Source organism: Rhodocaloribacter litoris, from assembly GCF_011682235.2.
In the GTDB taxonomy this organism is placed as follows: domain Bacteria; phylum Bacteroidota; class Rhodothermia; order Rhodothermales; family ISCAR-4553; genus Rhodocaloribacter; species Rhodocaloribacter litoris.
This window is the reverse complement of sequence record NZ_CP076718.1, coordinates 3172361-3198397: the sequence shown is the minus strand read 5'-3', so window position 1 is coordinate 3198397 and position 26037 is coordinate 3172361. Positions and strand designations below refer to the sequence as shown.

The window sequence follows — 26037 nt, the reverse complement described above, 5'->3', positions numbered from 1 at the left end:
TTACCTCTCGGTCCTGCTTGACAATATACCGCCACGGGCCATATAATACCAACATATCTTACACATATTCCCATGAAGCACCATGAACCCGTCTTCACCCCGGTTGCTCGATCAGGTTCGGTCCGTCTGCCGGACCCGGCACTACAGTATAAGCACAGAACGAGCCTATGTCCAGTGGATCAAACGGTTTATCTACTTTCACGGCAAGCGTCATCCGGCACAACTCGGGGCTTCACACGTGCGCGAATACCTGAGTTTTCTGGCCGAAGTGCGGCAGGTGGCGGCCTCCACACAGAACCAGGCCCTCAACGCCCTCGTCTTCCTGTATCGCCATGTGTTGCACAGAGAACTCGGTGACTTCGGTGGGTACGCCCGCGCCAGACGTCCCAGACGGTTGCTGGTCGTGCTGACCCGCCACGAGGTAGGCGATGTCCTCTCCCATCTCATCGGGCCCCCGGGGCTCGTCGTCCAGTTGCTCTATGGTTCGGGCTTGCGCCTGCTCGAGGCCCTGCGGCTGCGCGTCAAGGACCTCGACTTCGGCTACCGGCAACTCGTCGTGCGCGACGGCAAGGGAGGCAAGGATCGGATCACCCTGTTGCCCGACCGTCTTCATGGCCCCTTGCAAAGGCAATGGCAGCGCGTCCGGCTGCTGCATGAGGAAGATCTCGAAGCCGGCTTTGGTGAAGCGCCCTTGCCGTACGCGCTCGCCCGAAAGTACCCGAACGCGGGTTACAGCGAGGGGTGGCAATACGTCTTTCCGGCCTCCCAGCGCTCGCGTGATCCACGCTCCGGCGTCCTGCGTCGCCACCATCTTCACCCGTCGGTGATCCAGAAAGCCGTCCGAAAGGCTGGAAGGCAGGCCAACCTCAGCAAACCTGTCACTTGCCACACGTTCCGCCACAGCTTCGCCACGCACCTGCTCGAAGACGGGTATGATATCCGCACCGTCCAGGAGCTGCTCGGCCACAAGGACGTGCGCACGACGATGATCTATACGCACGTGCTGAACCGGGGCACCACGGTCCGTAGCCCGCTCGACCGGTGAGGCGTGCCTGGAAGACGTGGAGGCGATCACACGTCCGGACCACTGAGCAGTAACGCCGGAGAACTCCTAACGTTCAACGTTTAACGTTCAACCGGCAAACGTCCTTCACCCGCGCTGGAGCTTGCGGTACTTGATCCGGTGGGGCCGGTCGGCGTCGTGGCCGAGGCGCCGGCGGCGGTCCTCCTCATACTGGGCGTAGTTGCCCTCGAACCAGTAGACGCGGCTGTCACCCTCGAAGGCCAGGATGTGCGTGGCGATGCGGTCGAGGAACCAGCGGTCGTGCGAGATGACCACGGCGCACCCGGCGAAGTTCAGGAGGGCTTCTTCGAGCGCCCGGAGCGTGTTCACGTCGAGGTCGTTCGTGGGCTCGTCGAGCAGCAGCACGTTGGCGCCCTCCTTGAGCATCTTGGCCAGGTGGACGCGGTTGCGCTCGCCGCCGGAGAGCTCGGAGACGAGCTTCTGCTGGTCGCTGCCGCTGAAGTTGAACCGCCCCACGTAGGCGCGCGAATTGATCTCGCGGTTGCCGAGCCGGATCACGTCGTGCCCGCCGGAGATCTCCTCCCAGACGGTCTTCGTGGGGTCGAGCGGGCGGTTCTGGTCCACGTAGCCGAGCACCACCGTCTCGCCGAGGCGGAGGGTGCCGGCGTCGGGCTCCTCCTGGCCGGTGATCAGGCGGAATAGGGTCGTTTTGCCCGCGCCGTTGGGTCCGATGACGCCGATGATGCCGCCGGGCGGGAGGCTGAAGGTGAGGTCCTCGAAGAGCAGCTTGTCCCCGTAGGCTTTGGCCACGGCCTCGGCCTCGATGACCGTCTGGCCCAGGCGCGGCCCCGGCGGGATGGGGATCTCGACGGACTCGTCGCGGGCCTCCTGCTGTTCCTCCAGCATACGCTCGTAGGCGGCGATGCGGGCCTTGCTCTTGGCGTGGCGGCCCTTCGGGCTGGTGCGCACCCATTCGAGCTCGCGCTCCAGGGCCTTCTGCCGCTTCGAGGCCTGCTTCTCTTCGACGGCCAGCCGCTGCCGCTTCTGCTCCAGCCACGCCGTGTAGTTGCCCTCGAAGGGGATGCCGCGGCCCCGGTCGAGCTCGAGGATCCAGCCGGCCACGTTGTCGAGGAAGTAGCGGTCGTGCGTGACGGCGATGACGGTGCCGGGGTAGCGGGCCAGGTGCTGTTCGAGCCAGGCCACGCTCTCGGCGTCGAGGTGGTTGGTGGGCTCGTCGAGCAGCAGCACGTCGGGTTCCTGGAGCAGGAGGCGGACCAGGGCCACGCGCCGCCGCTCGCCCCCCGAGAGCACGGCGACGGGCGTCTCGCCCGGCGGGCAGCGGAGGGCGTCCATGGCCATCTCCAGCTTGTTGTCGATGTCCCACGCGTCGATCTGGTCGATGCGTTCCTGCAGGCGGGTCTGTTCGGCCATGAGCGCGTCGAAGTCGGCGTCCGGCTCGGCGAAGCGGGCGCTGACGGCCTCGTACTGCCGGAGCAGCTCGACGGCTTCGCGGGCCCCCTCCTCCACGATCTCCCGCACCGTCTTCGTCGGGTCCAGCTCCGGCTCCTGCGGCAGGTAGCCGAACCGGATGCCCTTCTGCACGTCGATGGTGCCCTCGTAGTCGGTGTCGAGCCCGGCGATGATGCGCAGCAGGGTGCTCTTGCCGGCCCCGTTGAGGCCCAGCACGCCGATCTTGGCCCCGTAGAAGAACGACAGGTAGATGTCTTTGAGGACCTGCTTGTTCGTGGAGCGGTAGCGTTTGCCCACGCCCCGCATGGAGAAGATGATTTTCTGATCGCTCATCGTCTTCGCCGGCTACACGGTGGGGAGAACCAGAGGGACGTATAGCCGCCTGCCTCCGTCCGGGTTCTGGCGCGGGTGTGGGTTTCCGGCGAATTGCGATGACGCAAGTAGGACCAGGTACCGGGAGAGACCCTCGCCCTGGACCCCGCCCCGGCTATGCCGTATTTTCGGCGTGATCCCCTGCCCCTCCCCGGCGTTCCCCCGATTGCCCTTCACCGCCACCTGCCGTCCAGCCCTTCATGCCGTACCAGACCCTCGTAGATCCCGCCCTGCGGACCGGCTTCGTCTGGCTCTACGGCGACGTGACCGGCGAAGACATCATCCATGCGAACATGCAACTCTATGACGACCCGGCATGGACGCCGGGCTTCCATGAGCTGTGGAACGGGCTGTACATCGAAACACTCGACCTCGACTGGGACACCCTGCACGACGTGGCCTCGATGGAAAAGGAGGCCCGCAGCGTGATCGGCTTCGGCCGGTGTGCCCTGGTCGGATGGCGCGAAATAGACCTTGCCATGGCGAAGGCTTTCAAGGCGTTGATGGCGACGTCGGGGCGGGAGACGCCTGTTTCGCGACCTCGCCGGGGCCCGGGCCTGGCTCAACCTCGACCGCCTGCCCGAGCGCCCGCCCCCGCCGGCCCCGTGACACCGCCGGCCCGATCGCACGGCGGGGATAGTTTGTAGACCGTTGTCCCGGTAGCTGGCAGACCCGGAAGCCCTTTCATTTTGCAATTCTTCCCGTTCGCCTCATTTTCTCCTCCGGGGCGATGCGTATCTTGGCGGGCGCATCGAGGACCAGGCCAGAGCAAGCCGTATGAAAATCACCATCATCGGGGCGGGCTCCATCGGGTCCGCCATCGCCCACGAGCTCGTCCAGCACGAGACGGTGACGCAGGTGCAGGTGTGCGACGCACGTGCACGCGCCCTCCGCCAGCTCCACGAGATGGTGCAGGATCCCCGGCTGCGCTCGTTCCAGGTGGATGCCCGCGACCTGAACGTGCTGGCGCCCATCGCCGAGGGGAGCGCCTGCATCATCGGCTGTGCGGCCCCCCAGGCCAACCCCGTACTGGCCGAGATGAGCATCGAGCTGGGCGCCCACTTCTGCGACCTCGGCGGCAACGACGAGATCGTCCGGCAGGAGCTGGCCCTCGACGCAGCCGCCCGGGAAAAAGGGGTGTGGGTGGTGCCCAACTGCGGGCTGGCCCCCGGCCTGGTCAACATCCTGTGCCTGCTCGGGATCGGCCAGTTCGACGAGGTCGAGGCCGCCCACCTGCGCGTGGGCGACGTGCCGCTGGAGCCGGAGCCGCCCTTCAACTTTCGCATCTCGTGGTCGGCCCACAAGGTGATCGACGACTACACGAACGACGTGCACCTGATCGAGGACGGGCAGGTGGTCCGGTGTGCCCCGCTGACCCGCCTGGAGACGATCCGCTTCGATACGTTCGACGAGATGGAGGCCTTCTGCACCGCCGGCAGCCTCTCCATGCTCGCCGAGGAACTGGCCGGGCGGGTCCGGACGCTCGACCACAAGACGATCCGCCGGCCGGGCCACGCCAGCCAGATGGCGTTCGTCCTGGGCCTGGGCTTCGCCGAAGAGCGCCTCATCGACGTGCGCACCCACCTGACCTACCGCGACGTGCTCATCCGCCGCATGACCGAGCGCCTCGGGGGCGAGCACCGCGACGCCGTCCTCCTGCGGGTGGTCATCCACGGCCTGCTCGAGGGCAAAGAGGCCTCGCTCGTCTACGAGATGATCGACCGCTACGACGAGGCGACCCACATGACGGCCATGAAGCGTTGCACCAGCATCCCGACGGCCACCGTGGCCCACATGCTCGCGGCCGGCGAGGTCCCCGGCAGCGGCGCCGCCCCACCGGAGTGCGTCGTGCCGAAGGCGATGTTCTGCTCCCACGTCATCGAACGCGGCCTGCCGATCACCTCGACGTGGCACGAAGGCTACGTGGACGTGCGCGACCCGCTGGGGTGACTCACCCGTAGGCCCGGAGCGTGGCGCCGCCCACCGCCGCGCCCGCGCCCGTGCACAGGTAGCGGCAGAGGGCCACCAGGTCGGCGCCCTGCCCGGCAGGATAAAACCGGCTCTCCTTGGAGGAACAAGCCTTCCCCCCGAAACACCTCATCTTCATGGGCCTACAGCAAGGCCTGAAACCCGGCCCGCGTCATTTCACAGTCGCGCAAGATCTTCGACAGCAAGCCCGGGCCGATCGTCTCTCCCGCATGAACTGGCACCACCGTAGTCCGCCCGTCTTCATGGCGCAGAAAATGGTGGCTCCCTTTCACACGCACCACCTTGAAGCCAGCCTTCCCCAAAGCCTTTATGATCATTTTGCCCGTGAGGCTCGGTAGCTTCGTCATGTCGCTACGCGTACCTTCTGCACGCCCACAAAGTCCAGCTCCTCCTCTTCGTCTTGCTCCATCTCCAGGCAGAGTTCGATTGCCTCTCGAATGCGCTCCATGAGCACGTCCAGCGATTTCGCCTGCGTATGGCAGCCCGGCAGACTCGGTACAGAGGCAACATAGTATCCTTCACTGTCGCGCTCGATGACGACATTATAGTCCCGGCTCATACTGTTATTACGTTTGGTTTTAGGGCACATCCCGTCATAGAACGACTGGAAGCGTTGGCGGTTGCCGCCGGTGGGGGCGCGATCGTCTTATCCTACATAACGCCTCCTGATAGCATAGCTATGGAAGGCTTCCTCTCGAATGGACAGACAGATAGTCGCACCCTTCACGGGGGTACCCCATCGGCCATCGCCAGGCCAAAGCCCGCGGCTACAGGGTCGGTATGGACTCCAAGATGTCTGGCCATCGTATCGGACGATAGCTAAACCATCCACACCAATGACCGCCTCCATATGCTACCCTTTCCTTTTGCAACGCGCAACAGGAAGTGCCATAAAAACAGGTACGCTCGACGCGGGAAAACCAGACCGGCCCGAGACCACGCACCCTCACCCGTAGGCCCGGAGCGTGGCACCGTTGAGCGCCGCGCCCGCGTCCGTGCACAGGTAGCGGCAGAGGGCCACCAGGTCGGCGGCGCGGACGCCCTTGTCGCCGTCCTCGTCGTACAGGATCATCGACGGGGCGATGGCGTGGGCGGTGAGGCCCGTACCCGCAAACTCGGCCGCGACGGCTTCGACGAGGCGGATGACGCCGGCCTTGGCGGCGGAATAGGCGGCCTGCTCGGCCGCGCCCCGGTCGGCGCCCTGCCCGGCGGCGATGCCGATGAGCCGTCCGCCGCGCCCGCCGGCCTGCATCACACGGGCCGCCGCCCGGAAGCACAGGAACGCCGACGTCAGGTTGACGCGCAGCATGGCGTCCCACTGCGCCGCCGTCGTCTCCAGAAACGGCCGGGCTTCCCAGCCGCCGACGGTGTGGACGAGGGCATCCGGCGGGCCGCATTGCCGGGCAATCGCCCCGAACACCTCCTCGACGGCTGCCTCCTCGGTCGCATCGGCAAAGAAGAGGTGGACGCCGTCCTCCTGCGGCACGGACGGCGCCGCCGCCTCACGCCGCAGCACGGCGGCCACGGTGGCCCCGTGCCGGGCAAAGTCCTGTACCATGCGCCGGCCCAGGCGGCCGCCGGCGCCGGTGACGACGATGAGCCTGTTTTCCAGCATGAGGCTGTCAGGTCAGATGGGGGTGGTAGCGGATTACGACCCGGACGAGGTATGGTCGTAGAGGACGCGCCAGCCCTCGGGTCGCTTTTCGAGGATCAGGGTGAAGAGGCCGCCGGCGTCCTCGAAGCCCCCGCTGCGCCGGAGGTGCCAGCGCCCGAAGACGGTGGCCCAGCGGGGAGAGAGCACGTGCACCTCCAGGCTGTCGAAGGACAGGGTGCCCATGGCGTCGCGCCCCGGGTAGGCGGCGCGGTAGCGCTCGAGCGTGGCCTGCCATCCCCGGCGCACCGAGCCGCCCGAGGCAAAGCGGAGCGAGTCGGTGCGGGCATAGCCGTCCATGAAGCCCTCGACGTCGCCTTCGTTCCAGGCGGCGACCTGCCGCAGCAGGACGTCCCGGACGGCCCGCGTCTCGGCAGCGGGATCGAACCCTTCGCCGGGCGCCGGCGGGGTGCACCCGCTTCCCGGCCAGACCACCAGCAGCACCAGCGCGATTCCGCCCGCCAGCGCCCCCCCTGTGTTTAAGCTGTGTATCATGCTTCCGATCCTGTTACGGGATGTTCTTCAACGGTTCCGCCTGCCGGAACCCGGCCAGAACAAAAATACGACGGTACGGTAAAGAAGGGCACCCGTCCCGGCCTGTGTGGAGCCTCCATTGATTGTGCAAGGCCCTCCTTTTTGCTCTTGAAGCCGACCGGCGCAAACGTTAGCTTTCCGACCGCTTTGAGCCGCCTTGCCGGACCCGCCCGGACGCCGGACGAACTTTTTTTTCTCGAACACCCTTTTCCTCGACCGCTTATACGCGCCGCTTGCTACGAACCTGAACGGTATGGCCACACCTCTTGCTTGAGGCAGAACGCCCGGAGATGACCGGAGCGTACCGTGGCACCGGTGTAGTCATCGAAGCAGTATCATTATCCACCCAGGTTTCGTGCGATCCAATCCCGACGGGTCCGGTATGGTCAGGCAGGCGCGTCCCCACCCGCTACGCTTCGTGGCGGCGCTGGCAGCCGGTGTGCTGGTCTTGCTGGCGGCGCTGGCGGGCATGGCGGCCCCCGGCCGCTTCGTCCCGCCGGGGCAGCCGGGCGGCTTCTACATCGCCCGGGCCGACACCGACAGCGTGCACGTGGCGCGGCCGGCCTCCGACACGACGATCGCCCTGCCGGATACGGGCCTGGCCGCCAGGTACCTGCCCCGGTGGCGGCGGGATCGCCCCTCGGCGTCGCTCTTTCCCCGCTCCCGGTCTCCGCTCTCGCTCGGGCCGAGCCGGATCTGGCAACACCGGATCGCCCTCGACTCCACGGAGCAGGCCTACGTCATCCGCGAGCAGGTGGCCGGCCAGGACGTACGGCATCCCGTCGTGCTCGACCTGGCCGCGTACCGCCGGGCCCGCCTCCGGCACGACCTCTCCCGGAACTGGCGGGAGCTCTACGACCAGCGCGCCCGCCAGCGAAACCGCAGCCAGCGAAGCGGCCTCGGCATCAGCGTCGTGGTGCCCGGCGGGCGCGAGAGCGCCTTCACCACCATCTTCGGCAAAAACGAACTCGACCTCCGCGTCAACGGGCAGGCGGACATCCGCGCCGGCTTCGACTACCGCAAGAGCGACCAGCAGGTGGCCATCACCGGGCGGGCCTCCCAGCTCGACCCCGACTTCAAGCAGGACCTCCGCCTCGGCATCAACGGCACCATCGGCGACAAGCTCCGCATCGACGTCAACTACGACTCGAACAGCCAGTTCGACTTCCAGAACCAGATCAAGCTCGAATATACCGGCTACGAGGACGAGATCATCCGGAAGATCGAGGCCGGCAACGTCTTCCTCCAGACCCCCTCCTCCCTCATCCGGGGCGGCCAGAGCCTCTTCGGCATCAAGAGCGAGTTCCAGATCGGCGGCCTCTACCTGACCACCGTCATGAGCCAGCAGGAGGGCCAGGCCAACAGCCTCTCCATCAGCGGCGGCTCCGAGACAACCAACTTCGACCTCAAACCCACCGACTACGAAGACGAAACCCACTTCTTCCTGGCCTACTACTTCCGCAACCGCTGGGAGGACGCCCTCTCCGACCCGCCCAACCTCCGCGTGGCCAACGGCTTCGAGCGCATCGCCGAAATCGAGGTGTGGAAGCTGCAACCGACGACCCCCGAGGAGGAAAACGTCCGCCAGGCCGTGGCCGTGGTGGACCTGGCCGAAGACCCGCGCCTGCTCACCGAGGCCAACGCCTACACCGCCACGGTGCTGCCCGACCCCGCCCTCGACCAGTATGACGACACCCCCGGCGGCGAGCTGGACACCCAGCTGCGCGACGGCAACGCCGCCCCGGCCTCCTACCTCGAAGACGTCAAGGGCCTCACCGGCGCCGACTTCCAGGTCGGCCGCTTCAAAAAACTCGAACGGGGACGGGACTACACCCTCGACGAAGTGCTCGGCTTCATCTCGCTGCGCCAGCGCCTGCTCGAAAACGAAGCCCTGGCCGTCAGCTTCCGCTACATCGCAAACGGGCGCTCCGTCCAGGTCGGCGACTTCTCGACGGGCACCGGCGGCTCGGGCGGCGGGCAGAACGAGGACAAGCTGGTGCTGAAGCTCCTGCGCCCGGTCCAGCTGCGCCAGCCCGCCCCCGAGACCGGCTTCAACCCGGCCGTCTGGTACCTCCAGCTCCGCAACATCTACCGCTTCCCCGGCAGCGGCATCAACCCGAACGAGTTCAACCTCCAGATCTTCTACGAACCCCCGGGCAAGACGGCCTCGAAGACCCTGCCCGGCGTCGGCGGGCAGGCCACGCTGCTGCAGCTCCTGGGCCTCGACCGGCTCAACACCGACCAGGCCCCCCGCCCGGACGACCAGTTCGACTACCTGGTCAACTACACCATCGACCCCGGCAACGGCCGCCTCATCTTCCCCTTCCTCGAACCCTTCGGCGGCCGCCTCGAACGGCTCATCGAACAGGGCGGGGGCTCCGAGCAGGAAAAGCAGGAGGCCAGAAACCTGTTCGTCTTCTCCAGCCTCTACCGCCAGAAAAAGGAGAATGCCCGGCGCGACACGCAGCACGACGTCTACCGCATCCGCGGCTCCTACCGCGGGGCCGTGCAGGCCTTCTACGACCTGCGGGCCTATGCCGGCCTGGTGCCCGGCTCCGTCCGCGTCACCTCGGGCGGCACCCCCCTCAACGAAGGCACCGACTTCGTCGTCGACTACCAGGGCGGCACCCTCACCATCACGAACCCCGCCTACCTGACCGCCGGGCGGGACATCAACATCGAGTACGAGCAAAACTCGTTCTTCAACCTGCAGAAGAAAACCCTGCTCGGCCTGCGGGCCGACTACAGCCTGAACGAAAACTTCGGCCTCGGCGCCACCGTCATGCGCCTGAGCCAGAAGTCCCCCATCGACAAGTACCGCATCGGCGAAGAACCCATCCAGAACACGATCTGGGGGGTGGACGGCACGCTCCGGCTCGAGCCGCGCTGGCTCACGCGCGCCATCGACCTGCTGCCGCTGGTGCAGACCCGCGCCCCCAGCGCCATCTCGGTCACCGGCGAGTTCGCCCAGCTCCGCCCCGGCTCCAATGAAACCCTCGCCTTCGAACGCACCCGGCGCAACCTGCGCAACGCCGGCCGCGACTTCAACGGCGACGAGCTCCGCGGCATCTCCTACATCGACGACTTCGAGGGCTTCGAAAACACCTTCTCCCTCAAACAGCCCGGCGCCTGGCAACTGGCCTCCCCGCCCGACTCCATCGGCGCCATCGACCGGGACGGCGTCGTACCCGGTACCCGGGCCGACTCCCTCCGCACCACCTGGCGCGGCAGCTTCGGATGGTACACGATCAACGCCAACATGTTTTCCCAGCTCAACGGGGTCCCTGTCTACGACCTGGAAGCCGTCGACATCGTCCAGATCCGCGACGTCTTCCCCAACCGGGACACCCGCGCCGAGATCGACCAGACGCTCCAGACGCTCGACCTCTACTTCAACCCCTCCGAACGCGGCCCCTACAACTACACCACCGACCTCCAGGGCTTCCTCGACAACCCGAAGAACGCCTGGGGCGGCATGGCCCAGCGCCTGCCCGAAGGCTTCACCGACTTCAGCCTGAAAAACATCGACTTCGTCGAGTTCATCATCCGCCCCTTCCCCGAAAATCCCACCGGCGACGCCGGGCGCGACGCCAAGCTGTACGTGGACCTCGGGTCGATCTCGGAAGACATCCTCCCCGACGAGAAGCTCAACAACGAGGACGGCCTCTCCCTGAGCGACTTCAACCCGGCCGCCGTCGGCCCCTGGGGGCGAACGCCCAACGGCTCCCAGAACAGCGCCGTCGACATCGACGACGCCTCCCGCCGCACGGAAGACCTCGGCCTCGACGGCCTGCCCTCCTACGTCACGGACGGCACCTACTCGAAGACCGAACAGGAACACTTCCGGCACTTCCTCGACGCCATCACGGCCGTCAGCGGGGATGCCCGCTACCAGGCCGAGGTCGCCAAAGCGCTGGCCGACCCCTCCGGGGACGACTACCACTACTTCGCCAACGACCGCTTCTTCGACGACCCCACCTTCTTCCCCAACCGCGCCACCTTCCAGCAGCGCTTCACCCGCTGGTTCGCCGGGCACGAGTTGAATGCCTTCGAGACCCAGAACCAGCTGGCCAACAACACCTCCATCAAGCGCGGCAACTCCCGCTATCCCGACTCGGAGGACCGCAACCTCAACTCGGCCATCGACACCGAGAACAGCTATTTCCAGTACGAGGTGCCGCTGAGCAAAGCCATCCTGGACTCGCTGGCCGCCCCGGAACGCGTCAACGACTTCGTCGTCGGCGAGATCGTCGACACGCAGACCGGCCGGCGGACGGGGTGGTACCAGATCCGCATCCCCGTGCAGAACTACACCCGCCGGGTAGGCGACATCCGGGACTTCAGCCTGATCGAGTCCATCCGGATCTGGACGACGGGCCACGAGGTGCCCATCACGATCCGCTTCGCCACGCTCGAACTGGTGGGCAGCCAGTGGCAGAAATCCGAACAGGTCACGCTCGAGCGCGAAACGCCCGCCGACACGACGGCCAGCCCCACCCGCACGACGATCTCCTCGATCAACAACGAGGAAAACAGCCTCTACCGTCCCCCCCTCGGCGCCATCGTCAGCCAGACGCGGCTGGCCACCGGCGGCACCCAGAACGCCCGCGAGCAGTCGCTCGTCTTCCGGGTCGAGCACCTGCGCCCGGGCCAGCAGCGCGCCATCTTCCGCACCTACAACCAGGGCCTGGACCTGCTCAAGTACGCGAACCTCCGCATGTTCGTCCACATGCACGGCCGCACCGCCGACGGGGTGGACCTGACCGCGTTGCCGAAGGAGGAAGCCCGCCGCAAAGTGCGCCTCTTCGTTCGCCTGGGGGCCAACCAGACCAACGACTACTATGAGTACGAACAGCCGCTGACGCCCAGCAGCGAGACCGCCGGCGACGAGGACGAACTCTGGCAGACCAACCGGGAATTCGACGGGCGCATCCTGGACCTGAACTCGATGAACCTGGTCCTGGGCGCCCTCAACCAGCTCAAGGTGGCCCGGGACCGCCTCGGCGTACCCACCGAAGAGGTCTTCTGGAACGTGCGGGGAGATTCCCTCGTGGCCCCGGACGTGCCCGACGCCGAAGCGTTCGCCCCGCCGGGAACGCGCCTGGCCATCCGGGGAAACCCCTCGCTCGGCCGCATCAACACCATCGTCATCGGCCTGCGCAACCCCGCCGACTCGACGAGCAACGCCCTCGAAGACATCCTCGAAGACGTCACCATCTGGGTCAACGAGCTGCGCGTCTCCGGCTATGACGAGCAGAACGGCTGGGCCGCCCTCGTCAACGCCGACGTCAAGCTGGCCGACTTCGGCCGCGTCAAGGCCAACTTCCAGACCCGGACCGACGGCTTCGGCTCGCTCTCGAGCACGCTCGGCGAACGGGACCAGGTGGACCTGACGAACTGGAGCCTCCTGACCGAGGTCAACGCCGACAAGCTCCTCCCCGAGCGCTACGGCTGGTCGATCCCCGTCTCGCTGCAGATCCAGTCGAACCGCACGCGCCCGCGCTTCTCCCCGACCCGGGGCGACGTGCGCCTCGACGAGATCCTCGCCCAGATCGAAGAACGGGACGACCTGGACCCCGCCCAGAAAGCCCTCGAAAAGCAGCGGGCCATCGAGGCGGCCGAGACGCGCAGCTTCACCCGCTCGTTCACCACCCGCTTCGGCAAGCAGGGCTCCCGCTCGGGGCTGCTGCGCTACACCCTGGACGGCCTCGCCCTGACCTATGCCTACAGCGACACCGACGCCCGCAGCCCCTCCCTCCGGCTCAACGACACCTGGCGGTGGTCCAGCACGCTCAGCTACCGCCTGAACGTCCCGCGCCCGAAGACGGTGCGACCCTTCTGGTTCCTGGACGAGCTTCCCCTCCTCGGGCTCCTGGGCGACCTGCGCTTCAACTACCTGCCGCAGTCCCTCTCGGCTTCCGGTACGGCCACCCGCAGTTTCTCCCAGACGCAGGACCGCCCGCGCGAAGGCGACCTCCTCGCCGAAGACGCCCTGCCGGAGCCCGTCGCCTTCCCCCTGCGCGAGCAGCACGCCTTCACCCACAGCCGCAACTTCCAGTTGCAGTACAACCCCTTCGGCTTCCTGAACCTGAGCTTCGACATGTCGACGAACCAGAGCCTGAACGCCGTCGGCGTGGACACGCTCTTCTCCGTGGTGACGCGCGACAGCACCGGCACCGTCGAGACGTTCGAAGGGCTCAACCTGGACGAGGCCCTGGCCCAGGGACTGATCGAAGCGGAAGACATCGGCCGCAACGCCTTCGAGCTGGCGCGCCTGCGCGTGCGCCCGGCCGACGAGGTGTTCGCCAAGTTCTTCAAGGGCGCCGACGGGGTCCGCACCGAACGGCACGAGCAACGCTTCTCGGCCACGTTCCGCCCCCAGCTCTCGCGCAGCGGCGTGCTCAGCTGGATCAACCTCCAGGACGTCGTCTACAGCGCCCAGTTCGGATGGCAGAACGGGCCCGTCGGGCGCAACACCGGGGCCGCCGTCTCGAACCAGTTCGACGTGCGCGGCGGCGTCACGCTGCGCCTGCAGGACTTCTGGCGCAAGTTCGCCTTCTACCGGGCCCTCGAGGAAGCCGAACGCCAGGCCCAGGCCGAGAAGGAACGCCGTCGACGCGAGGCCGAACGCCGCCGGGCCGAACAGCTCAAACCGAAACCCGAGACGGAACAGGGCGAAGCCGGGCAGGAGGATCAGGCCGAAGAAAAAGAGGACGACGAGGGTGGCGGCCTGAAGGTCCCGCTGCCCGACCCGGTCTCCCTGATGCGCAAGCTGGTGCTCGCGGTCACCGGCGTCCGGGATCTGACCCTCACCTACTCCGGCACGCGCAGCGCCCGCTCCTCGAACGTCGGCCGCTTCAATGCCGACAGCACGGGTGTCCTCTCCCCCTGGAGCCTCTTCGACGCCTTCCGGGGCAACGGCCCCTCGCTGGGCTACCGCTTCGGCCTCGAGCGCACGCTCCCGCTCGAGAACCGCCTCATCGACCCCACGCTGCAGGTGGCCGACCAGTTCGACAACACCAACCGGATCCAGGGCCGCACGGCCCTCAACCCCAGCCCGTCCCTGCAGATCAACCTCAACTGGAGCGTGGACTGGAACCAGGGACGCACCCTCACCTACCGCCGCCCCCCCGACGACCCGGGCCGGATCGAGATCACCGAGACGGAAAGCGGCAGCAACCGCGCCAGCGTCTGGACCTTCGGGGCCTCCTACCTCGACCTGTTCCGCCGGCAACTGGAAACCTACCAGCGTGACCTCGCCCATCAGCCGGACCCGGCCAACCCCCTCCTCGGCGACGAAGACGGCAACGGCCGGGTCGTGCTGACGAACCAGTCCGTCGCCGAGGACTTCCGCTCCGCCTTCACGACGGGCCTGGGACCGCTCGACGACCAGGGCCTGCTCCCCTTCCCCATGCCCGGCTGGAACGTCAACTACTCGGGGCTTTCGAAATGGCCCCTGCTCCGCAGCCTCACGCAAAGCCTGACGCTCCGCCACGGCTACAGCGCCGACTACAGCGCCGACTACCGCACCAACACCCTGGCGGCCGGAGGCGACTCGCTGGGCACGTTCGACCTCGGCACCCGGCGCATCCAGTTCACCCTCCCCCTGACCGAAGCCGGCACCATCCGGATCAACGAACGGTTTCAGCCCCTCATCGGGCTGGACATCAGCTGGAAAGGACGCATCCAGACCAACATCGCCTTCAACACGAGCAACGCCTTCTCCCTGAGCACCAGCAACTTCGAGGTCAGCCAGAACGAAACCCGGGAGCTCTCGGTGACGGCCAGCTTCCAGAAAACCGGCCTGAAGATCCCGCTGCTGGGGGGCAAGCGGCTCAACAACCGCATCAGCTTCAGCCTGACCGTCTCGCGCTCGCAGACCAGCAACCAGCGTTTCCTGCTGCGCCGGGCCCTGATCGACGCCGCCACCCGCGGCAGCGAATTTGTCCTCGAGGACGCCCTCAAAGATCCCAACGTCTCGCTCATCACGGACCACACGCGGCTGGTCATCTCGCCCCAGATCTCCTACCAGTTCAGCAACCGCGTCTCGGCCAACTTCACGCTGCGCTACGAGCAGTTCGACAGCAAAGACAGCCGCCAGCCCTCGGCCACGAACATCCAGGGGAACTTCAACATCCGGGTGAACATCCAGAACTGACGCCGTAGCAACGCAAACCCCGGAGCCGAAATGCCCATGAGCCGGGATCAGGGAAAACGCCGGAACACGGCGCCGGAGCATGTGGTCGTGTGCCCGCTCGGGCGCGTGCCCTACGCGGAGGCCTGGGCGTTGCAGCAACGCCTGCAGGCCCGGCTGATTGCCGCCAAGCGCCGGGAACCACCCGAACCGCTGCCCCATGTGATGCTGCTCGTGGAGCACCCGCCCGTCTACACGCTGGGCAAGAACGGGAACGCCGCCCACCTGCTCCTCTCCGAAGCGGCCCTGGCGGAACGGGGCGCCACCTTCTTCCACATCGACCGCGGCGGCGACATCACCTTCCACGGGCCAGGGCAACTCGTGGGCTACCCGATCCTCGACCTCGACCGCTTCTTCACCGACATCCACCGCTACCTGCGCGAGCTCGAGGAAGTCGTCATCCAGACCTGCGCCGACGAGGGCCTCACCGCCGGCCGCGTCGAAGGGCGTACCGGCGTCTGGGTCGGGCCGGACGCGCGGGGCCCCGAACGCAAGATCTGCGCCATGGGCATCCGGTGCAGCCGCTGGGTCACCATGCACGGCTTCGCCCTCAACCTCAACACCGACCTCTCCTATTTCTCCCACATCGTCCCCTGCGGCATTGCCGACCGGGGGGTGACGTCGCTGGCCCGCGAGCTGGGCCGGCCCGTCGACGAGGCGGCCGTGCGCACGCGCCTCATCGCGCATTTCGCCCGGCGGTTCCAGGCCCGCACCACCGTCCTCGATCCGGCGGGCACGCACGATTTCCTGGCCCACTATCTTGAAGCGGAACCTGCCGGATCATAGTTTGTACCGTCGAGCCGGTCAGGCCGGCACGCCCCGGCCCCGGGTCCGGCGCCGCGTGTGCCGGGTTCTTTTCCGCCCATCATCCCGCTTGCATCATGCCCGCCTTCGACCTCGACGATTTCACGCTCCGTCTGATCGCCGAAACGCTTTTCTATGATGAGGAATACGGGGCCCTGGGCAACCTCAGCCTGATCGACCGGACCGCGGCCCGGGAGCGTTTCATCGCCTCGTACGTGCCCGAAGACGGCGTCTTCGTCGTGGAGGAAGCCACCGAGTGGGAGACGTACGTACCGGATGAAGACGACGACATCGGCTATGCCCTGGCCGTCGACAGCAACGAGTATGGCACGTACGACAGCCCGACCGAGGTGGCCCGCGTCCTGCTCGATCTGGCCCGCACCCACGGCCTCACCCCCAGCATCACGCTGCTTTTCGAGGAAGACGAGGCCGCCTGACGGCCCGGCTCCCCTCAACGGGGGGCCGCCAGCACAGCCCAGACGAGCAGCGTCCAGCCCCCCAGGAAGGCGACGCCGCCGAAGGGCGTCACGGCTCCGAGCCACGGCGTATCGGTCAGCACGAGCAGGTAGAGGCTGCCCGAGAACAGGAGCAGACCGGCCGTGAACAGATAGCCCGCCCCCTCCAGCTGCCACAGGCTCCACGTCCGCCCGAGCCAGCCGACGACCAGCAGGGCCAGGGCGTGGTACATCTGGTAGCGCACCGCCGTCTCGAACGCCTGTAGCCGCGCCGGCGGCACCCGCCCGGCCAGGGCGTGCGCCCCGAAAGCCCCCGCCGCCACGGCCAGCCCCGCCGCTATCGCGCCGATCAGCAAAAAACGTTGCATATCCCCTCCCGGTCATTCAACCGCCCGCGCCAGGCCGCCGGAGAGCCGGAGGGCCGGTCCTTGCCATACACGGGCGCATACGGAAAACACGATAAGGAGAAAAATTCTCACGGCGACACCAAAATGCAAGAACCGACCGGCCGTTTCAATCCACAAGGCTGTTGACACATTCAAGTCCCGCATTCTATATTGTTTCTCCAGAGACAATCAGCGAGAAATTCAAGCTTTCGTGGCAGGCTTTCCTCTCTCTCACGGCGAGGCAACCGTTTCCCGTAATGCTGTCTCCCCGGCGCGCCCCTGACCGGCATTACCTCGTGTTGGATTGCCTCCCGGCATGTCAGTTCCTCCTTGCCCGTCGTGATTGTGTCAGCAGGGGCCAGCCGTCCTTGCGGTGTACTGCCACGATCCAGGCTCACCTATACCGGCCCGTACCGGTTCACGCTGATGATGCCCGCCGCACCCCAAACGGGTTTCGTACGGAGCTCTGACGTTTCAGCCTGCACGTCGCCCGGCGGTGCCCGGACATCCTCCAGAAAGATCCGGTCCCTGCCTGTTCCACCCTTTAAGACCGTTGATTCGCACCAATTCGAGGAGGCCTATCATGAAGGTTCAGCGCAGTGTCGTCAAGTGGTTCGACGCAAAGAAAGGTTACGGCTTTATCTTGAACCCGGATCAGGGGCCTGACATCTTCGTCCACTACACCCAGATCATCTCCGAGAAGCGTTTCAAGACGCTTCGCACGGGCGAGGTTGTCGAGTACGAGTTACATGACGGTCCGAAGGGGTTGCACGCCCACGCGGTCCGGGGAACGAACGAGGTCATTCGTCCTTCGCTCGACCCGGCGGCCGTCGCCGCGGCGATCAACAACGGCAGCACCCTCGACGCCAGCCTGCTCCAGGCCACACCGCCGGTCCCTGGCTCCGTCACGGCTTCGCTGTCGCAGTCGTCGTAGGCCTCGCCGCGTTGTTTTTGCCGGGGGCATCGCCTATCTTCCTGCAGGCCGCTTCCGCCCGGGCACCCCTGGCCGCGCGTGCGGTGCGGTGCCGGTGTGCCGGTGGCTTTCGTGTGCGTCTCCCCCAATCCTGCAGTACTATGGCGTTCGCTTTCTCTGACGCCGATGTCGAACGGATCGCATCGGTGCTCGGTGTCACGCCCAAGCGCGACGGCTCGCTGGTTCGTTTCGAACTGCACGACGCGCCCAGCGGCCGCCGCCTGACGCTAGAGATCCAGATGGCCCTGGCGCTGCCGCCGGAACTGTCGTCGACGCAACCGGCCAACCTGGTCTCGGTCTATGCACCGAGTTCCTTCCTGCAACTCCAGGGCTGCACCGGCTTTCTGGCGAGCAAGGAACTGGGGGAGGTCATCTTCGTCGCCAAACACGGTGGCCGCACCAACGGCCTGGTCGTCGAACGCGAGGCCGGCTGCTCGCTCTACGCCAACGTCGACGACCGGCTGTTCTCGACGGACTTCACCCGGCTGCCGCCCGAGATGATCATGAGCAGCGTGGCCCTGTCGATGACGGAATCCCTCTTCGATGACCTGGGCTGACGCCCGCCGCCCTGCGTGCCCGAAAACGCCCCCGAGCTCCTCATCGCCAACGAGCACCCGTCCTACGACGTGGACGAAGCCGCCCTCGAACGGCTCGCCCGCCACGTCCTGGCCGCCGAAGGCGTGCGCTGGCAGTACGTCGGCATCATCCTGACGGACCACGCCACCGTGCTCGAACTCAACCGCACCTACCTGAACCACGACTACCACACGGACGTGCTCTCGTTCGACCTCTCGGACGAAGCAACACCGGAACGCGCCGGCGAAGTCTATGTGGACCTCGACACGGCCGCCGAACGCCATGCGGAATTCGGTGCCTCCTTCGAAGAAGAGGTGCGCCGCTATGTGGTCCACGGCCTGCTGCACCTCGCCGGCCACGACGACGCCACCCCCGCCGAACGCGCCGCCCTGCGGGCGCTGGAAGACCGGTACCTCGCCGCCCTCTCCGCCGAATAAATTGACCCGCCCCATTGACAATCCCCCTCCCCGTGATTAACCAATCATAAAGGGCCGCGCACCCGCGCGCCCTTTCCAACGATTTCCAAGCAGGGTGGAGGACTTCTCATGCAAACCCAGATCACGGCACGCCACTTTCATGCGCCGAGCGAACTCCAGCAACACATCAAGGAAAGACTGGCCTGGCTGGAGCGCTACTACGACGGGATCACCGACGCCCACGTCGTGCTCACCAACGGCCAGGTGGGCGACCGGCAGGCCGAAATCATCCTGAACGTCTACCGCCAGCAACTCACCGCCCGGGAGACGGCCACCACCCATGCCGAGGCCGTGGATCGGTGCACGGAACAGCTGCGTCGCCAGCTCCTGCGCTACAAGGAGAAACTGCGCGGCACCAACCGGCACCACCGCCGCCGCGCCTGAAAAGCTCCCCGCAAAGCCCCGTTCCTCCCCGGACGGGGCTTTTTTGCTGGCCCCCCAACGGGGTCGCCCGCCCCGCCCTCAGGCCATCTTGCGCAGGGCTCCCACCACCCGCTTCACGTGCGCCGCCGTCTGCATGATGTAGAAATGGATACAGGGGACCTGCGCGTTGAGCAGTTCCTCGCATTGCCGGAGGGCCCATTCGATGCCGATCTCCGGCACCTGCTCGTCCCGGGCCGCCTCGACCTCGGCGGCCAGGGCCTCGGGCACTTCCACGTGAAAGCGGCTCGGCAGCGTCTGAAGCTGCTTTTTGCTCGTGAGGATCTTCAACCCGGGAATGATCGGCACGGTGATGCCCACATCCCGGCACCGCTCGACGAAGTGAAAAAAGGCGCGGTTGTCGAAGAACATCTGGGTTGTCACGTAATGGGCGCCGGCGTCCACCTTGCGTTTCAGGTTCAGGATGTCCCACATCAGGTTCGGCGCCTCGAAGTGCTTCTCCGGATAACCGGCCACCCCGATGCAGAAGTCCGTCGGCGCCGCGTCGATGAGTTCTTCGAGATAGCGGCCCCGGTTCATCTCGGCGATCTGGTGCACGAGGTCGATGGCATATTCATTCCGGGAGCGGTTGAACAGAACGGGCTTGTTGAAGCCGTTGTCGTCACCGCGAAGGGCCATGACGTTGTGGATGCCGAGGTAGTTGAGCTCGATGAGGGCATCTTCGGTCTCCTCGCGCGTGAAACCCCGGCAGAGCAGGTGCGGCACCGTCTCGACCCCGAAACGCCCCTTGATTGCCGCACAGAGCCCGAGCGTACCGGGCCGCTTCCGCTTGACGTGCCGACGCCACGTGCCGTCCGGCATCTCCTCGTAATAGACCTGCGCCGAATGGCTCGTCACGTCGATGAACGGTGGCTCGAACTCCATCAACGACGCGACGATCTCCATGATCTGCGCCACCGAGCCACCCCGCTTCGGGGGAATGATTTCGTAGGAGATCAGCGTCTCGCTGGCCCGGTCCAGTAGCTCGACGATTTTCATACCCCCGGCGATTTTCGTTTTCAACCGCGCTACGTTAATATACGTGCGCCCCGGCGACGACGCAGGCGCCGGTTTCTTACTTCGAATCCTCGGCCTGGTTCAATGCTCGGCATCGTTTTCTCCACCGAAGAGGAAGCTGCACCGTTTCTTCAAAAGTACGAGCGGGGGCGGTTCGACGGCCTCAGCGAAGGGGAAACGCTCCACGACGACATGCTGCTGGTGACGCTGACGGGCCTGGGTAAGATCAAGACGACGCTCCGGACGGAACGCATGTTGCAGCACTTCAAGGAGGACGTCGGCCTGACGCGCCTGCTGCACATCGGTACCTGCACCGCGCTGACCGACCGGCTGCCGGTCGGCACGGTGGTCGCCGCCGCCCAGGTCCTCGAAGGCGACCGGATCGAGCTGGCCGCGCCCGCTTACCCGCGCATGCCCCTCGACGTACCCTTCGACGACCTGCCGCAGGGCACCCTGGTCACCCAGGATCACCTGGTGCAGGGCCAGCAGGAACGCACCTACTGGCAACGCATCGCCGACATGATCGACATGGCGGGCTACCCCATCGCCTACGTGGCGGCCACCCACGGGCTCCCCTGTCATCTCATCAAGGTGGTCACCGGGCACCTGAACGCCCCGGACGCCGACCTGCGCAAAACCCTGAGCATGGCCCACCAGACCATCGCCGACTTCCTGCTCGCCCGCCTGAACACCCTGGCGGCGGTCTGACGGGCCTCTTTGGCGTTCCCCGACCTCCCTTCCACCAAAACTTCATACATACACACACCGCCCCCCCAAGGCGAAAAAAGCGCTTTCGCTTCGCCGGACGGGCGGGGATCCCGGGCTTCTCTTCTCCTTCGGGAAACATTTCCCTTGACAGGGGCGCTTAAAGCCCCGTATCATTCGCGCCGTCATGACAACGAGCCATCCCGATATCGCCCTCTTTTCTCGACGTACGCGACGCGTGAAGCCGCCGCGTCGGAGGAAAGCGTGCTGGTTCGGGGTACGTGACAGGCGATAGATCGTACGTCTTGCCCTCGGCGAAGCGCTGGTTCCTCCGGAATCGGCGTTTTTTTTTGTCCATCCGTTCATCCCAGACCAAGCTTACCATGTCCATCGTACTGGCCTTCAGCGGCGGGCTCGACACGTCCTTCTGCGTCCCCTACCTGGCCGAGACCTACGGCGAGCCGGTGTACACCGTCACCGTGAACACCGGCGGCCTCACGGCCGAGGAGGCGGCGGCACTCGAGGCGAAGGCGCTCGAGCTCGGCGCGGCGAAGCACCTGACCCTCGACGCCCGGCGCGACCTCTACGACGACCTCCTGAGCTACCTCATCAAGGGCAACGTGCTGCGCGGCGGCGTCTACCCGCTGTGCGTGGGACCCGAGCGGGTGGTGCAGGCCCGGCACGTGGCGGAGGCCGCCCGCCAGCTCGGCGCCCGGGCCGTGGCGCACGGCTCCACCGGCGCCGGCAACGACCAGGTCCGCTTCGACGTGGCCCTGCGCATCCTCGGCGGCGACCTCGAGATCCTCACCCCCATCCGCGACCTGGGGCTGAGCCGCCCCGAGACGGCCGCCTACCTGACCGAGCGGGGCTTCCATGCCTCGGCCGAGAAGGCGACGTACTCGATCAACAAGGGCCTCTGGGGCACCACCATCGGCGGGCGCGAGACGCTCACCACGCACGACCCGCTGCCCGAGGCGGCCTACCCGGACACCGTCGCCCCGGCCGAGGCGCCGGACGCGCCGCTCGACCTGACGATCGCGTTCGAGAAGGGCCTGCCCGTGGCCCTCGACGGGGGCACGCTCGACCCGGTGACGCTCATCGAGACGCTCAACGACCTGGGTGCCCGGCACGGCGTCGGGCGCGGCATCCACGTGGGCGACACCATCCTGGGCATCAAGGGGCGGGTGGCCTTCGAAGCCCCGGCCCCCCTCATCCTCATCACCGCCCACCGGGAGCTGGAGAAGATCGTGCTGACCCAGTGGCAGCAGTTCCAGAAGAACCACCTGGCCGACTTCTACGGGATGATGCTCCACGGCGCGCAATACTTCGACCCCGTCATGCGGGACATCGAGGCGTTCCTCGACGCCTCGCAGGAGGTCGTCACCGGCACCGTGCGGGTGCGCCTGCACAAGGGGCAGGTGAGCGTCCTCGGCTGCGACAGCCCCCACTCCATGTTCGACGCGGGCGTGGCCACCTACGGCGAGACGAACCAGCTCTGGGACGCCCGCGACGCCCGCGGCTTCACACGGATCTACGGCCTGCAGGCCTACCTCGCCCACCGGGCCCGTCAGGGCGCCGTCTCCACCCCCACCCAGAAAGACACGTAGCGATGCCCCTTTCCATCCTTGCCTCCAACGGCCGGCATCGCCGGCCGGTCGACCTCATCGCCTCCAGCACCGGCCGGTGCCCGCTCACCAACCCCGTCGCCGTCGCCCCCTACCTCGTCGCCGAGGAGGGGTACTGTGTGGTGGTGCGGGCGCTCGAAGACAAACAGGGCTACAACCAGCTCGAAGCCGCCGACGGCACGTTCCACACCGTCCGAAAAGACATGGTGTTCGTCGGCACGCTGGGCGAGCGGCAGGCCCTGAAGGGATACAGCGGCCGCATCCCCCGCCGCATCGCCCCCGGCGACGTGCTCCACCTGCTCAACATGGGCGGCATCATCGGGCTGTGCACCTCCGACCACCCCGACCTGGGGCCGGCGCTGCGCGTGGAGGTGCTCGGCGCCGCGCTCGTCGAGCTGGACGATACCCGGGCCCACGCCCGCATCCAGGACTACGCGCTCGAACCCGCCTTTACGCTCTCCCACTCGGCCCCGCTCGTGATGGTCAGCGGCACGGCGATGAACACCGGCAAGACGCACGCCGCCGCGCACATCGTGCGGGGGCTGACGGAACGGGGCTGGCGCGTGGCGGCCGCCAAGCTCACCGGGGCCTCCCTCCGCCGTGACGTGCGGATGATGCAGGAAAGCGGCGCCGTGGCCTGCGCCACGTTCAACGACGCCGGCGTGGTGGCCTCGACGAACAAGGACATGGCCCCCTTCGCCAAGGGCATCATCGCCCACCTGAACGAAGCCGTCCCGGACGTGATCGTCCTCGAACTGGGCGACGGCTTCATCGGCTACTATGGCGTCGACGACCTGCTGCTGGACAAGGAGTTGCAGCGCTTCACGCGGGCCCACGTGGTCGCCGCCACCGACCTGGCCGGGGCCTGGGCCGCCGACCACCTCTTCCGCGACCGCTACCGCGCCCCGATCACGGCCATCGTCGGCCCGGTGACGGACAACGCCGTCGGCAAGCAGTATATTCAAAACGCGCTCGGCATCCCGGCGCACAACGCCCTGCAGGACACCGGGGCGCTCGTCGAGACGGTCGCCCGCGCCGTGGCCGGCGCTTCGCTCTCCACCGTCCCCTACGCCCTTGCCGGAGTCGCCCTATGACCAACCCACCGTTCCGCGAAACCTCGACCGACCGGCCACCGGCCCGGGTGGCCCTCCTCCACGGCGCCGGCTACGCGGGCGGCGAGCTGATCCGCCTGCTCACCGCACACCCACACGTCACGCTCGAGGTCGTCACCAGCCGCACCTTTGCCGGGCAGCCCGTCTGGACGGCCCACCCGGCCCTGCGCGGCCAGACCGACCTGGCCTTCTCCGACGGCGACGACCTGCCGCTCGACACGCTCGACGTCGTCTTCATCGCGGCCGAGCACGGGCAGGGAGCGCGGGCCGTGGCCAGCCTGCTCGAGGCCGGCTACGCAGGCGCCATCGTGGACCTGAGCGCCGACTTCCGCTTCCGCGACCCGGACGTCTACGACCGGTGGTTCGGCTTCAGCCACCCGGCACCCGAACGGCTCTCCGACTTTGCCTACGGGCTGCCGGAGGTCCACGCCCCGTACGCCACGCCGTACATCGCCAACCCCGGCTGCTTCGCCACGGGGCTGGCGCTGGCGCTCTGGCCGCTCGCCCGCCATCTGCCCCGCCTCGACGCCGCCGTGACGGCCCTGACGGGCGCTTCCGGCTCGGGCACCCGTCCCTCTTCCACCACCCACTTCCCCACCCGCGACGGGAACGTGCGGGCCTACAAGGTGCTCGCCCACCAGCACCTGCCCGAGGTGCTCCAGACGCTGGGACCGAACGCCCACGTGGCCTTCGTGCCCGTCTCCGGCCCCTGGACGCGCGGCATCTGGGGGACGGCCCACATCGCGCTGCCGGGCGGCCTCACCGAAGCCGACATCGCCACCTGGTACGAAGACGCCTATGCCGCCGCCCCGGCGGTGCGCTGCTGGCCCGGCACCCTCCCCGAACTGCGGTACGCCGTGGGCACGCCCTTCTGCGACCTCGGCTGGACCCTCCGCGACGGCCACCTCGTCGTGGGCTTCGCCCTGGACAACCTCCTCAAAGGGGCGGCCAGCCAGGCCGTCCAGAACATGAACCTCGTCCTGGGCCTGCCCGAGACGGCCGGCCTCCTCCCCACTCCGGTATCCAACCCCGCCATCACCCCATGAACACCCCGGACATCCTCCGCCTCGAAGACTCGTTCCAGATCCCCACGTATGCCAAGTACCCCATCGCGCTCGAGCGTGGCGAGGGGATCTACGTGTGGGACACGGACGGAAACCGCTACCTCGATTTCTACGGCGGGCACTGCGTTACCCTGCTCGGCCATTGCCCGCCGCGCGTCGTCGAGGCCGTGCAGGCGCAGGCGGCCACGCTGATGTTCTACTCGAACGTGGTCTATAGCCCCGTCCGGGCGCGGGCGGCGGCGCTCCTGGCCTCGATGGCGCCGGAAGGGTTGCGCCACGTCTTCTTCTGCAACTCGGGCACCGAGGCCAACGAGACGGCCCTGAAACTCGCCCGCACGTGGACGGGCAAACCCGGCGTGATCGCCACCGAGGGCGGCTTCCACGGGCGCACGCTCGGCAGCCTGGCCGTGACGTGGAACCCGAAGTACCGGGAGCCCTACGCCGCCGTGCTTCCCGAGACGACGTTCGTCCCCTTCGGCGACGCCGACGCCGTGGCCCGCGTGCTGGCCGGGCGGAACGACATCGGCGCGGTCATCCTGGAGCCCATCCAGAGCATGGCCGGCGTCACCGAGGCGCCACCGGCCTACTTCGAGGAACTCCGGCGGCTGTGCGACCGGCACGGCGTGGCCCTGATCTTCGACGAGGTGCAGACCGGCGTGGGGCGCACCGGCACGTTCTCCATCGCCGAGCAGCTCGGCGTGCGGCCCGACCTGATCACGCTGGCGAAGAGCCTCGGCTCGGGCGTGCCCGTCGGGGCGGTGCTCGTCGCCGACGCCATCGCCGCCACCGTGAAGCCCGGCGACCAGGGGACGACCTTCGGCGGGGGGATGCTGGCTATGGCGGCGGTGACGGCCACGCTGGAGACGATCCGGGACGAGGCCCTCATGGCCCGGGCCGAGGCAATCCACGCACGCCTCGCCACGGCCCTGGCGCCGCACGTGCGGGCGGTGCGCGGGCGGGGCTGCCTCCTCGGCCTCGTCCTCGACGGCCCCGCCCGTCCCGTCATCGCCCGCCTCCGCGAAGCCGGCATCCTGGCCGGCGGCGCCGACGATCCGAACGTCCTCCGTCTCATGCCCCCCCTCAACACCCCGGACGACGCCCTCGACACGTTCATCGAAACGTTCCTCGCGGTCTACCAGGATGAGGCCGTTCCCGGCGCCTGAGGATTGGTTCCGCTCATCATGAACTAT

Annotated in this window: 23 protein-coding genes; 15 read left to right on the top strand and 8 right to left on the bottom strand. The window is 67.2% G+C overall.

What is annotated here, in order from left to right; genetic code table 11:
* Positions 1–82: 82 nt before the first annotated feature.
* The gene (locus GQ464_RS13310; RefSeq protein ID WP_166978203.1) at positions 83–1045 is read left to right on the top strand and encodes an integron integrase; all 963 of its coding nucleotides are present in this window, start codon (positions 83–85) and stop codon (positions 1043–1045) included.
* 105 nt (positions 1046–1150) lie between these two features.
* Here GQ464_RS13310 and ettA read toward each other — a convergent pair whose 3' ends face one another.
* Positions 1151–2827 carry an energy-dependent translational throttle protein EttA gene (gene ettA / locus GQ464_RS13305; protein WP_166978205.1) on the bottom strand — a complete coding sequence of 559 codons (1677 nt, stop codon included), beginning with the start codon at positions 2825–2827 and terminating at the stop codon, positions 1151–1153.
* A gap of 239 nt (positions 2828–3066) precedes the next feature.
* On the opposite strand from ettA, the gene GQ464_RS13300 reads away from it, so the two are divergent.
* Entirely contained in the window at positions 3067–3513 is a 447-nt protein-coding gene (locus GQ464_RS13300) for a hypothetical protein (RefSeq protein ID WP_166978207.1), read from the top strand.
* Between the two features lie 130 nt (positions 3514–3643).
* Positions 3644–4816 carry a saccharopine dehydrogenase family protein gene (locus GQ464_RS13295; protein WP_166978209.1) on the top strand — a complete coding sequence of 391 codons (1173 nt, stop codon included), beginning with the start codon at positions 3644–3646 and terminating at the stop codon, positions 4814–4816.
* 1 nt (position 4817) lies between these two features.
* On the opposite strand, the gene GQ464_RS13290 is transcribed toward GQ464_RS13295, so the two are convergent.
* The 5 genes from GQ464_RS13290 to GQ464_RS13270 form a co-directional block, all read right to left on the bottom strand.
* A complete protein-coding gene (locus GQ464_RS13290; protein ID WP_166978211.1) occupies positions 4818–4973 on the bottom strand; it encodes a hypothetical protein in 156 nt (51 codons plus the stop codon).
* 4 nt (positions 4974–4977) lie between these two features.
* Positions 4978–5202: a type II toxin-antitoxin system HicA family toxin gene (locus GQ464_RS13285; protein WP_166978213.1), complete on the bottom strand. Its 225-nt coding sequence runs from the start codon at positions 5200–5202 to the stop codon at positions 4978–4980.
* A complete protein-coding gene (locus GQ464_RS13280; RefSeq protein WP_166978215.1) occupies positions 5199–5414 on the bottom strand; it encodes a type II toxin-antitoxin system HicB family antitoxin in 216 nt (71 codons plus the stop codon). Before GQ464_RS13280 ends, GQ464_RS13285 begins: the two co-directional genes overlap by 4 nt.
* A 387-nt stretch (positions 5415–5801) precedes the next feature.
* Positions 5802–6470: an SDR family NAD(P)-dependent oxidoreductase gene (locus tag GQ464_RS13275; RefSeq protein ID WP_166978217.1), complete on the bottom strand. Its 669-nt coding sequence runs from the start codon at positions 6468–6470 to the stop codon at positions 5802–5804.
* A gap of 33 nt (positions 6471–6503) precedes the next feature.
* Positions 6504–7001 carry a YybH family protein gene (locus GQ464_RS13270; RefSeq protein WP_166978219.1) on the bottom strand — a complete coding sequence of 166 codons (498 nt, stop codon included), beginning with the start codon at positions 6999–7001 and terminating at the stop codon, positions 6504–6506.
* 421 nt (positions 7002–7422) lie between these two features.
* On the opposite strand from GQ464_RS13270, the gene sov reads away from it, so the two are divergent.
* From sov to GQ464_RS13255, 3 genes are all read left to right on the top strand, one after another.
* Positions 7423–15198 carry a T9SS outer membrane translocon Sov/SprA gene (sov, locus tag GQ464_RS13265; protein ID WP_228350288.1) on the top strand — a complete coding sequence of 2592 codons (7776 nt, stop codon included), beginning with the start codon at positions 7423–7425 and terminating at the stop codon, positions 15196–15198.
* 36 nt (positions 15199–15234) lie between these two features.
* Positions 15235–16020, top strand: a complete 786-nt coding sequence (gene lipB / locus GQ464_RS13260) for a lipoyl(octanoyl) transferase LipB (protein ID WP_166978221.1) — start codon at positions 15235–15237, stop codon at positions 16018–16020.
* A 95-nt stretch (positions 16021–16115) separates the two neighbouring features.
* Positions 16116–16475, top strand: coding sequence for a hypothetical protein (locus tag GQ464_RS13255; RefSeq protein WP_166978223.1), 360 nt, complete (start codon positions 16116–16118; stop codon positions 16473–16475).
* Between the two features lie 14 nt (positions 16476–16489).
* On the opposite strand, the gene GQ464_RS13250 is transcribed toward GQ464_RS13255, so the two are convergent.
* Positions 16490–16861 (bottom strand): DUF423 domain-containing protein, encoded by a 372-nt coding sequence (locus tag GQ464_RS13250; RefSeq protein WP_166978225.1) that lies wholly within the window; start codon positions 16859–16861, stop codon positions 16490–16492.
* Positions 16862–17462: 601 nt separating this feature from the next.
* On the opposite strand from GQ464_RS13250, the gene GQ464_RS13245 reads away from it, so the two are divergent.
* The 4 genes from GQ464_RS13245 (at position 17463) to hpf (ending at position 19288) form a co-directional block, all read left to right on the top strand.
* Positions 17463–17813 (top strand): cold shock domain-containing protein, encoded by a 351-nt coding sequence (locus GQ464_RS13245; RefSeq protein WP_166978227.1) that lies wholly within the window; start codon positions 17463–17465, stop codon positions 17811–17813.
* 140 nt (positions 17814–17953) lie between these two features.
* Entirely contained in the window at positions 17954–18409 is a 456-nt protein-coding gene (locus GQ464_RS13240) for a hypothetical protein (RefSeq protein WP_166978229.1), read from the top strand.
* A gap of 15 nt (positions 18410–18424) precedes the next feature.
* Positions 18425–18865, top strand: coding sequence for an rRNA maturation RNase YbeY (gene ybeY, locus GQ464_RS13235; RefSeq protein ID WP_166978231.1), 441 nt, complete (start codon positions 18425–18427; stop codon positions 18863–18865).
* Between the two features lie 108 nt (positions 18866–18973).
* Positions 18974–19288 (top strand): ribosome hibernation-promoting factor, HPF/YfiA family, encoded by a 315-nt coding sequence (gene hpf, locus GQ464_RS13230; RefSeq protein WP_166978234.1) that lies wholly within the window; start codon positions 18974–18976, stop codon positions 19286–19288.
* Positions 19289–19366: 78 nt separating this feature from the next.
* Here the strand turns inward: hpf and metF are convergent, their stop codons facing one another.
* Positions 19367–20323, bottom strand: coding sequence for a methylenetetrahydrofolate reductase [NAD(P)H] (metF, locus tag GQ464_RS13225; protein ID WP_166978236.1), 957 nt, complete (start codon positions 20321–20323; stop codon positions 19367–19369).
* 102 nt (positions 20324–20425) lie between these two features.
* Between metF and GQ464_RS13220 the strand changes: the two genes are divergently transcribed.
* The 5 genes from GQ464_RS13220 (at position 20426) to GQ464_RS13200 (ending at position 26010) form a co-directional block, all read left to right on the top strand.
* On the top strand, positions 20426–21049 hold the full coding sequence (locus GQ464_RS13220; protein WP_166978238.1) for a 5'-methylthioadenosine/S-adenosylhomocysteine nucleosidase family protein: 624 nt from the start codon (positions 20426–20428) through the stop codon (positions 21047–21049).
* A 380-nt stretch (positions 21050–21429) separates the two neighbouring features.
* Positions 21430–22653 carry an argininosuccinate synthase gene (locus GQ464_RS13215; protein WP_228350287.1) on the top strand — a complete coding sequence of 408 codons (1224 nt, stop codon included), beginning with the start codon at positions 21430–21432 and terminating at the stop codon, positions 22651–22653.
* A gap of 2 nt (positions 22654–22655) precedes the next feature.
* A complete protein-coding gene (locus GQ464_RS13210) occupies positions 22656–23765 on the top strand; it encodes a hypothetical protein (protein WP_166978242.1) in 1110 nt (369 codons plus the stop codon).
* A complete protein-coding gene (gene argC, locus GQ464_RS13205) occupies positions 23762–24829 on the top strand; it encodes an N-acetyl-gamma-glutamyl-phosphate reductase (RefSeq protein WP_166978244.1) in 1068 nt (355 codons plus the stop codon). The genes GQ464_RS13210 and argC overlap by 4 nt, the downstream gene beginning before the upstream one ends.
* Positions 24826–26010, top strand: coding sequence for an aspartate aminotransferase family protein (locus GQ464_RS13200; RefSeq protein WP_166978246.1), 1185 nt, complete (start codon positions 24826–24828; stop codon positions 26008–26010). The genes argC and GQ464_RS13200 overlap by 4 nt, the downstream gene beginning before the upstream one ends.
* The last annotated feature ends 27 nt before the right edge of the window (positions 26011–26037 follow it).

What these genes read in the sequence shown, in the direction of transcription:
- GQ464_RS13310 (WP_166978203.1), top strand. Translation starts at nt 83, where the DNA reads ATGAACCCGTCTTCACCCCGGTTGCTCGATCAGGTTCGGTCCGTCTGC.
- ettA (WP_166978205.1), bottom strand. Translation starts at nt 2,827, where the DNA reads ATGAGCGATCAGAAAATCATCTTCTCCATGCGGGGCGTGGGCAAACGC.
- GQ464_RS13300 (WP_166978207.1), top strand. Translation starts at nt 3,067, where the DNA reads ATGCCGTACCAGACCCTCGTAGATCCCGCCCTGCGGACCGGCTTCGTC.
- GQ464_RS13295 (WP_166978209.1), top strand. Translation starts at nt 3,644, where the DNA reads ATGAAAATCACCATCATCGGGGCGGGCTCCATCGGGTCCGCCATCGCC.
- GQ464_RS13290 (WP_166978211.1), bottom strand. Translation starts at nt 4,973, where the DNA reads ATGAAGATGAGGTGTTTCGGGGGGAAGGCTTGTTCCTCCAAGGAGAGC.
- GQ464_RS13285 (WP_166978213.1), bottom strand. Translation starts at nt 5,202, where the DNA reads ATGACGAAGCTACCGAGCCTCACGGGCAAAATGATCATAAAGGCTTTG.
- GQ464_RS13280 (WP_166978215.1), bottom strand. Translation starts at nt 5,414, where the DNA reads ATGAGCCGGGACTATAATGTCGTCATCGAGCGCGACAGTGAAGGATAC.
- GQ464_RS13275 (WP_166978217.1), bottom strand. Translation starts at nt 6,470, where the DNA reads ATGCTGGAAAACAGGCTCATCGTCGTCACCGGCGCCGGCGGCCGCCTG.
- GQ464_RS13270 (WP_166978219.1), bottom strand. Translation starts at nt 7,001, where the DNA reads ATGATACACAGCTTAAACACAGGGGGGGCGCTGGCGGGCGGAATCGCG.
- sov (WP_228350288.1), top strand. Translation starts at nt 7,423, where the DNA reads ATGGTCAGGCAGGCGCGTCCCCACCCGCTACGCTTCGTGGCGGCGCTG.
- lipB (WP_166978221.1), top strand. Translation starts at nt 15,235, where the DNA reads ATGAGCCGGGATCAGGGAAAACGCCGGAACACGGCGCCGGAGCATGTG.
- GQ464_RS13255 (WP_166978223.1), top strand. Translation starts at nt 16,116, where the DNA reads ATGCCCGCCTTCGACCTCGACGATTTCACGCTCCGTCTGATCGCCGAA.
- GQ464_RS13250 (WP_166978225.1), bottom strand. Translation starts at nt 16,861, where the DNA reads ATGCAACGTTTTTTGCTGATCGGCGCGATAGCGGCGGGGCTGGCCGTG.
- GQ464_RS13245 (WP_166978227.1), top strand. Translation starts at nt 17,463, where the DNA reads ATGAAGGTTCAGCGCAGTGTCGTCAAGTGGTTCGACGCAAAGAAAGGT.
- GQ464_RS13240 (WP_166978229.1), top strand. Translation starts at nt 17,954, where the DNA reads ATGGCGTTCGCTTTCTCTGACGCCGATGTCGAACGGATCGCATCGGTG.
- hpf (WP_166978234.1), top strand. Translation starts at nt 18,974, where the DNA reads ATGCAAACCCAGATCACGGCACGCCACTTTCATGCGCCGAGCGAACTC.
- metF (WP_166978236.1), bottom strand. Translation starts at nt 20,323, where the DNA reads ATGAAAATCGTCGAGCTACTGGACCGGGCCAGCGAGACGCTGATCTCC.
- GQ464_RS13220 (WP_166978238.1), top strand. Translation starts at nt 20,426, where the DNA reads ATGCTCGGCATCGTTTTCTCCACCGAAGAGGAAGCTGCACCGTTTCTT.
- GQ464_RS13215 (WP_228350287.1), top strand. Translation starts at nt 21,430, where the DNA reads ATGTCCATCGTACTGGCCTTCAGCGGCGGGCTCGACACGTCCTTCTGC.
- GQ464_RS13210 (WP_166978242.1), top strand. Translation starts at nt 22,656, where the DNA reads ATGCCCCTTTCCATCCTTGCCTCCAACGGCCGGCATCGCCGGCCGGTC.
- argC (WP_166978244.1), top strand. Translation starts at nt 23,762, where the DNA reads ATGACCAACCCACCGTTCCGCGAAACCTCGACCGACCGGCCACCGGCC.
- GQ464_RS13200 (WP_166978246.1), top strand. Translation starts at nt 24,826, where the DNA reads ATGAACACCCCGGACATCCTCCGCCTCGAAGACTCGTTCCAGATCCCC.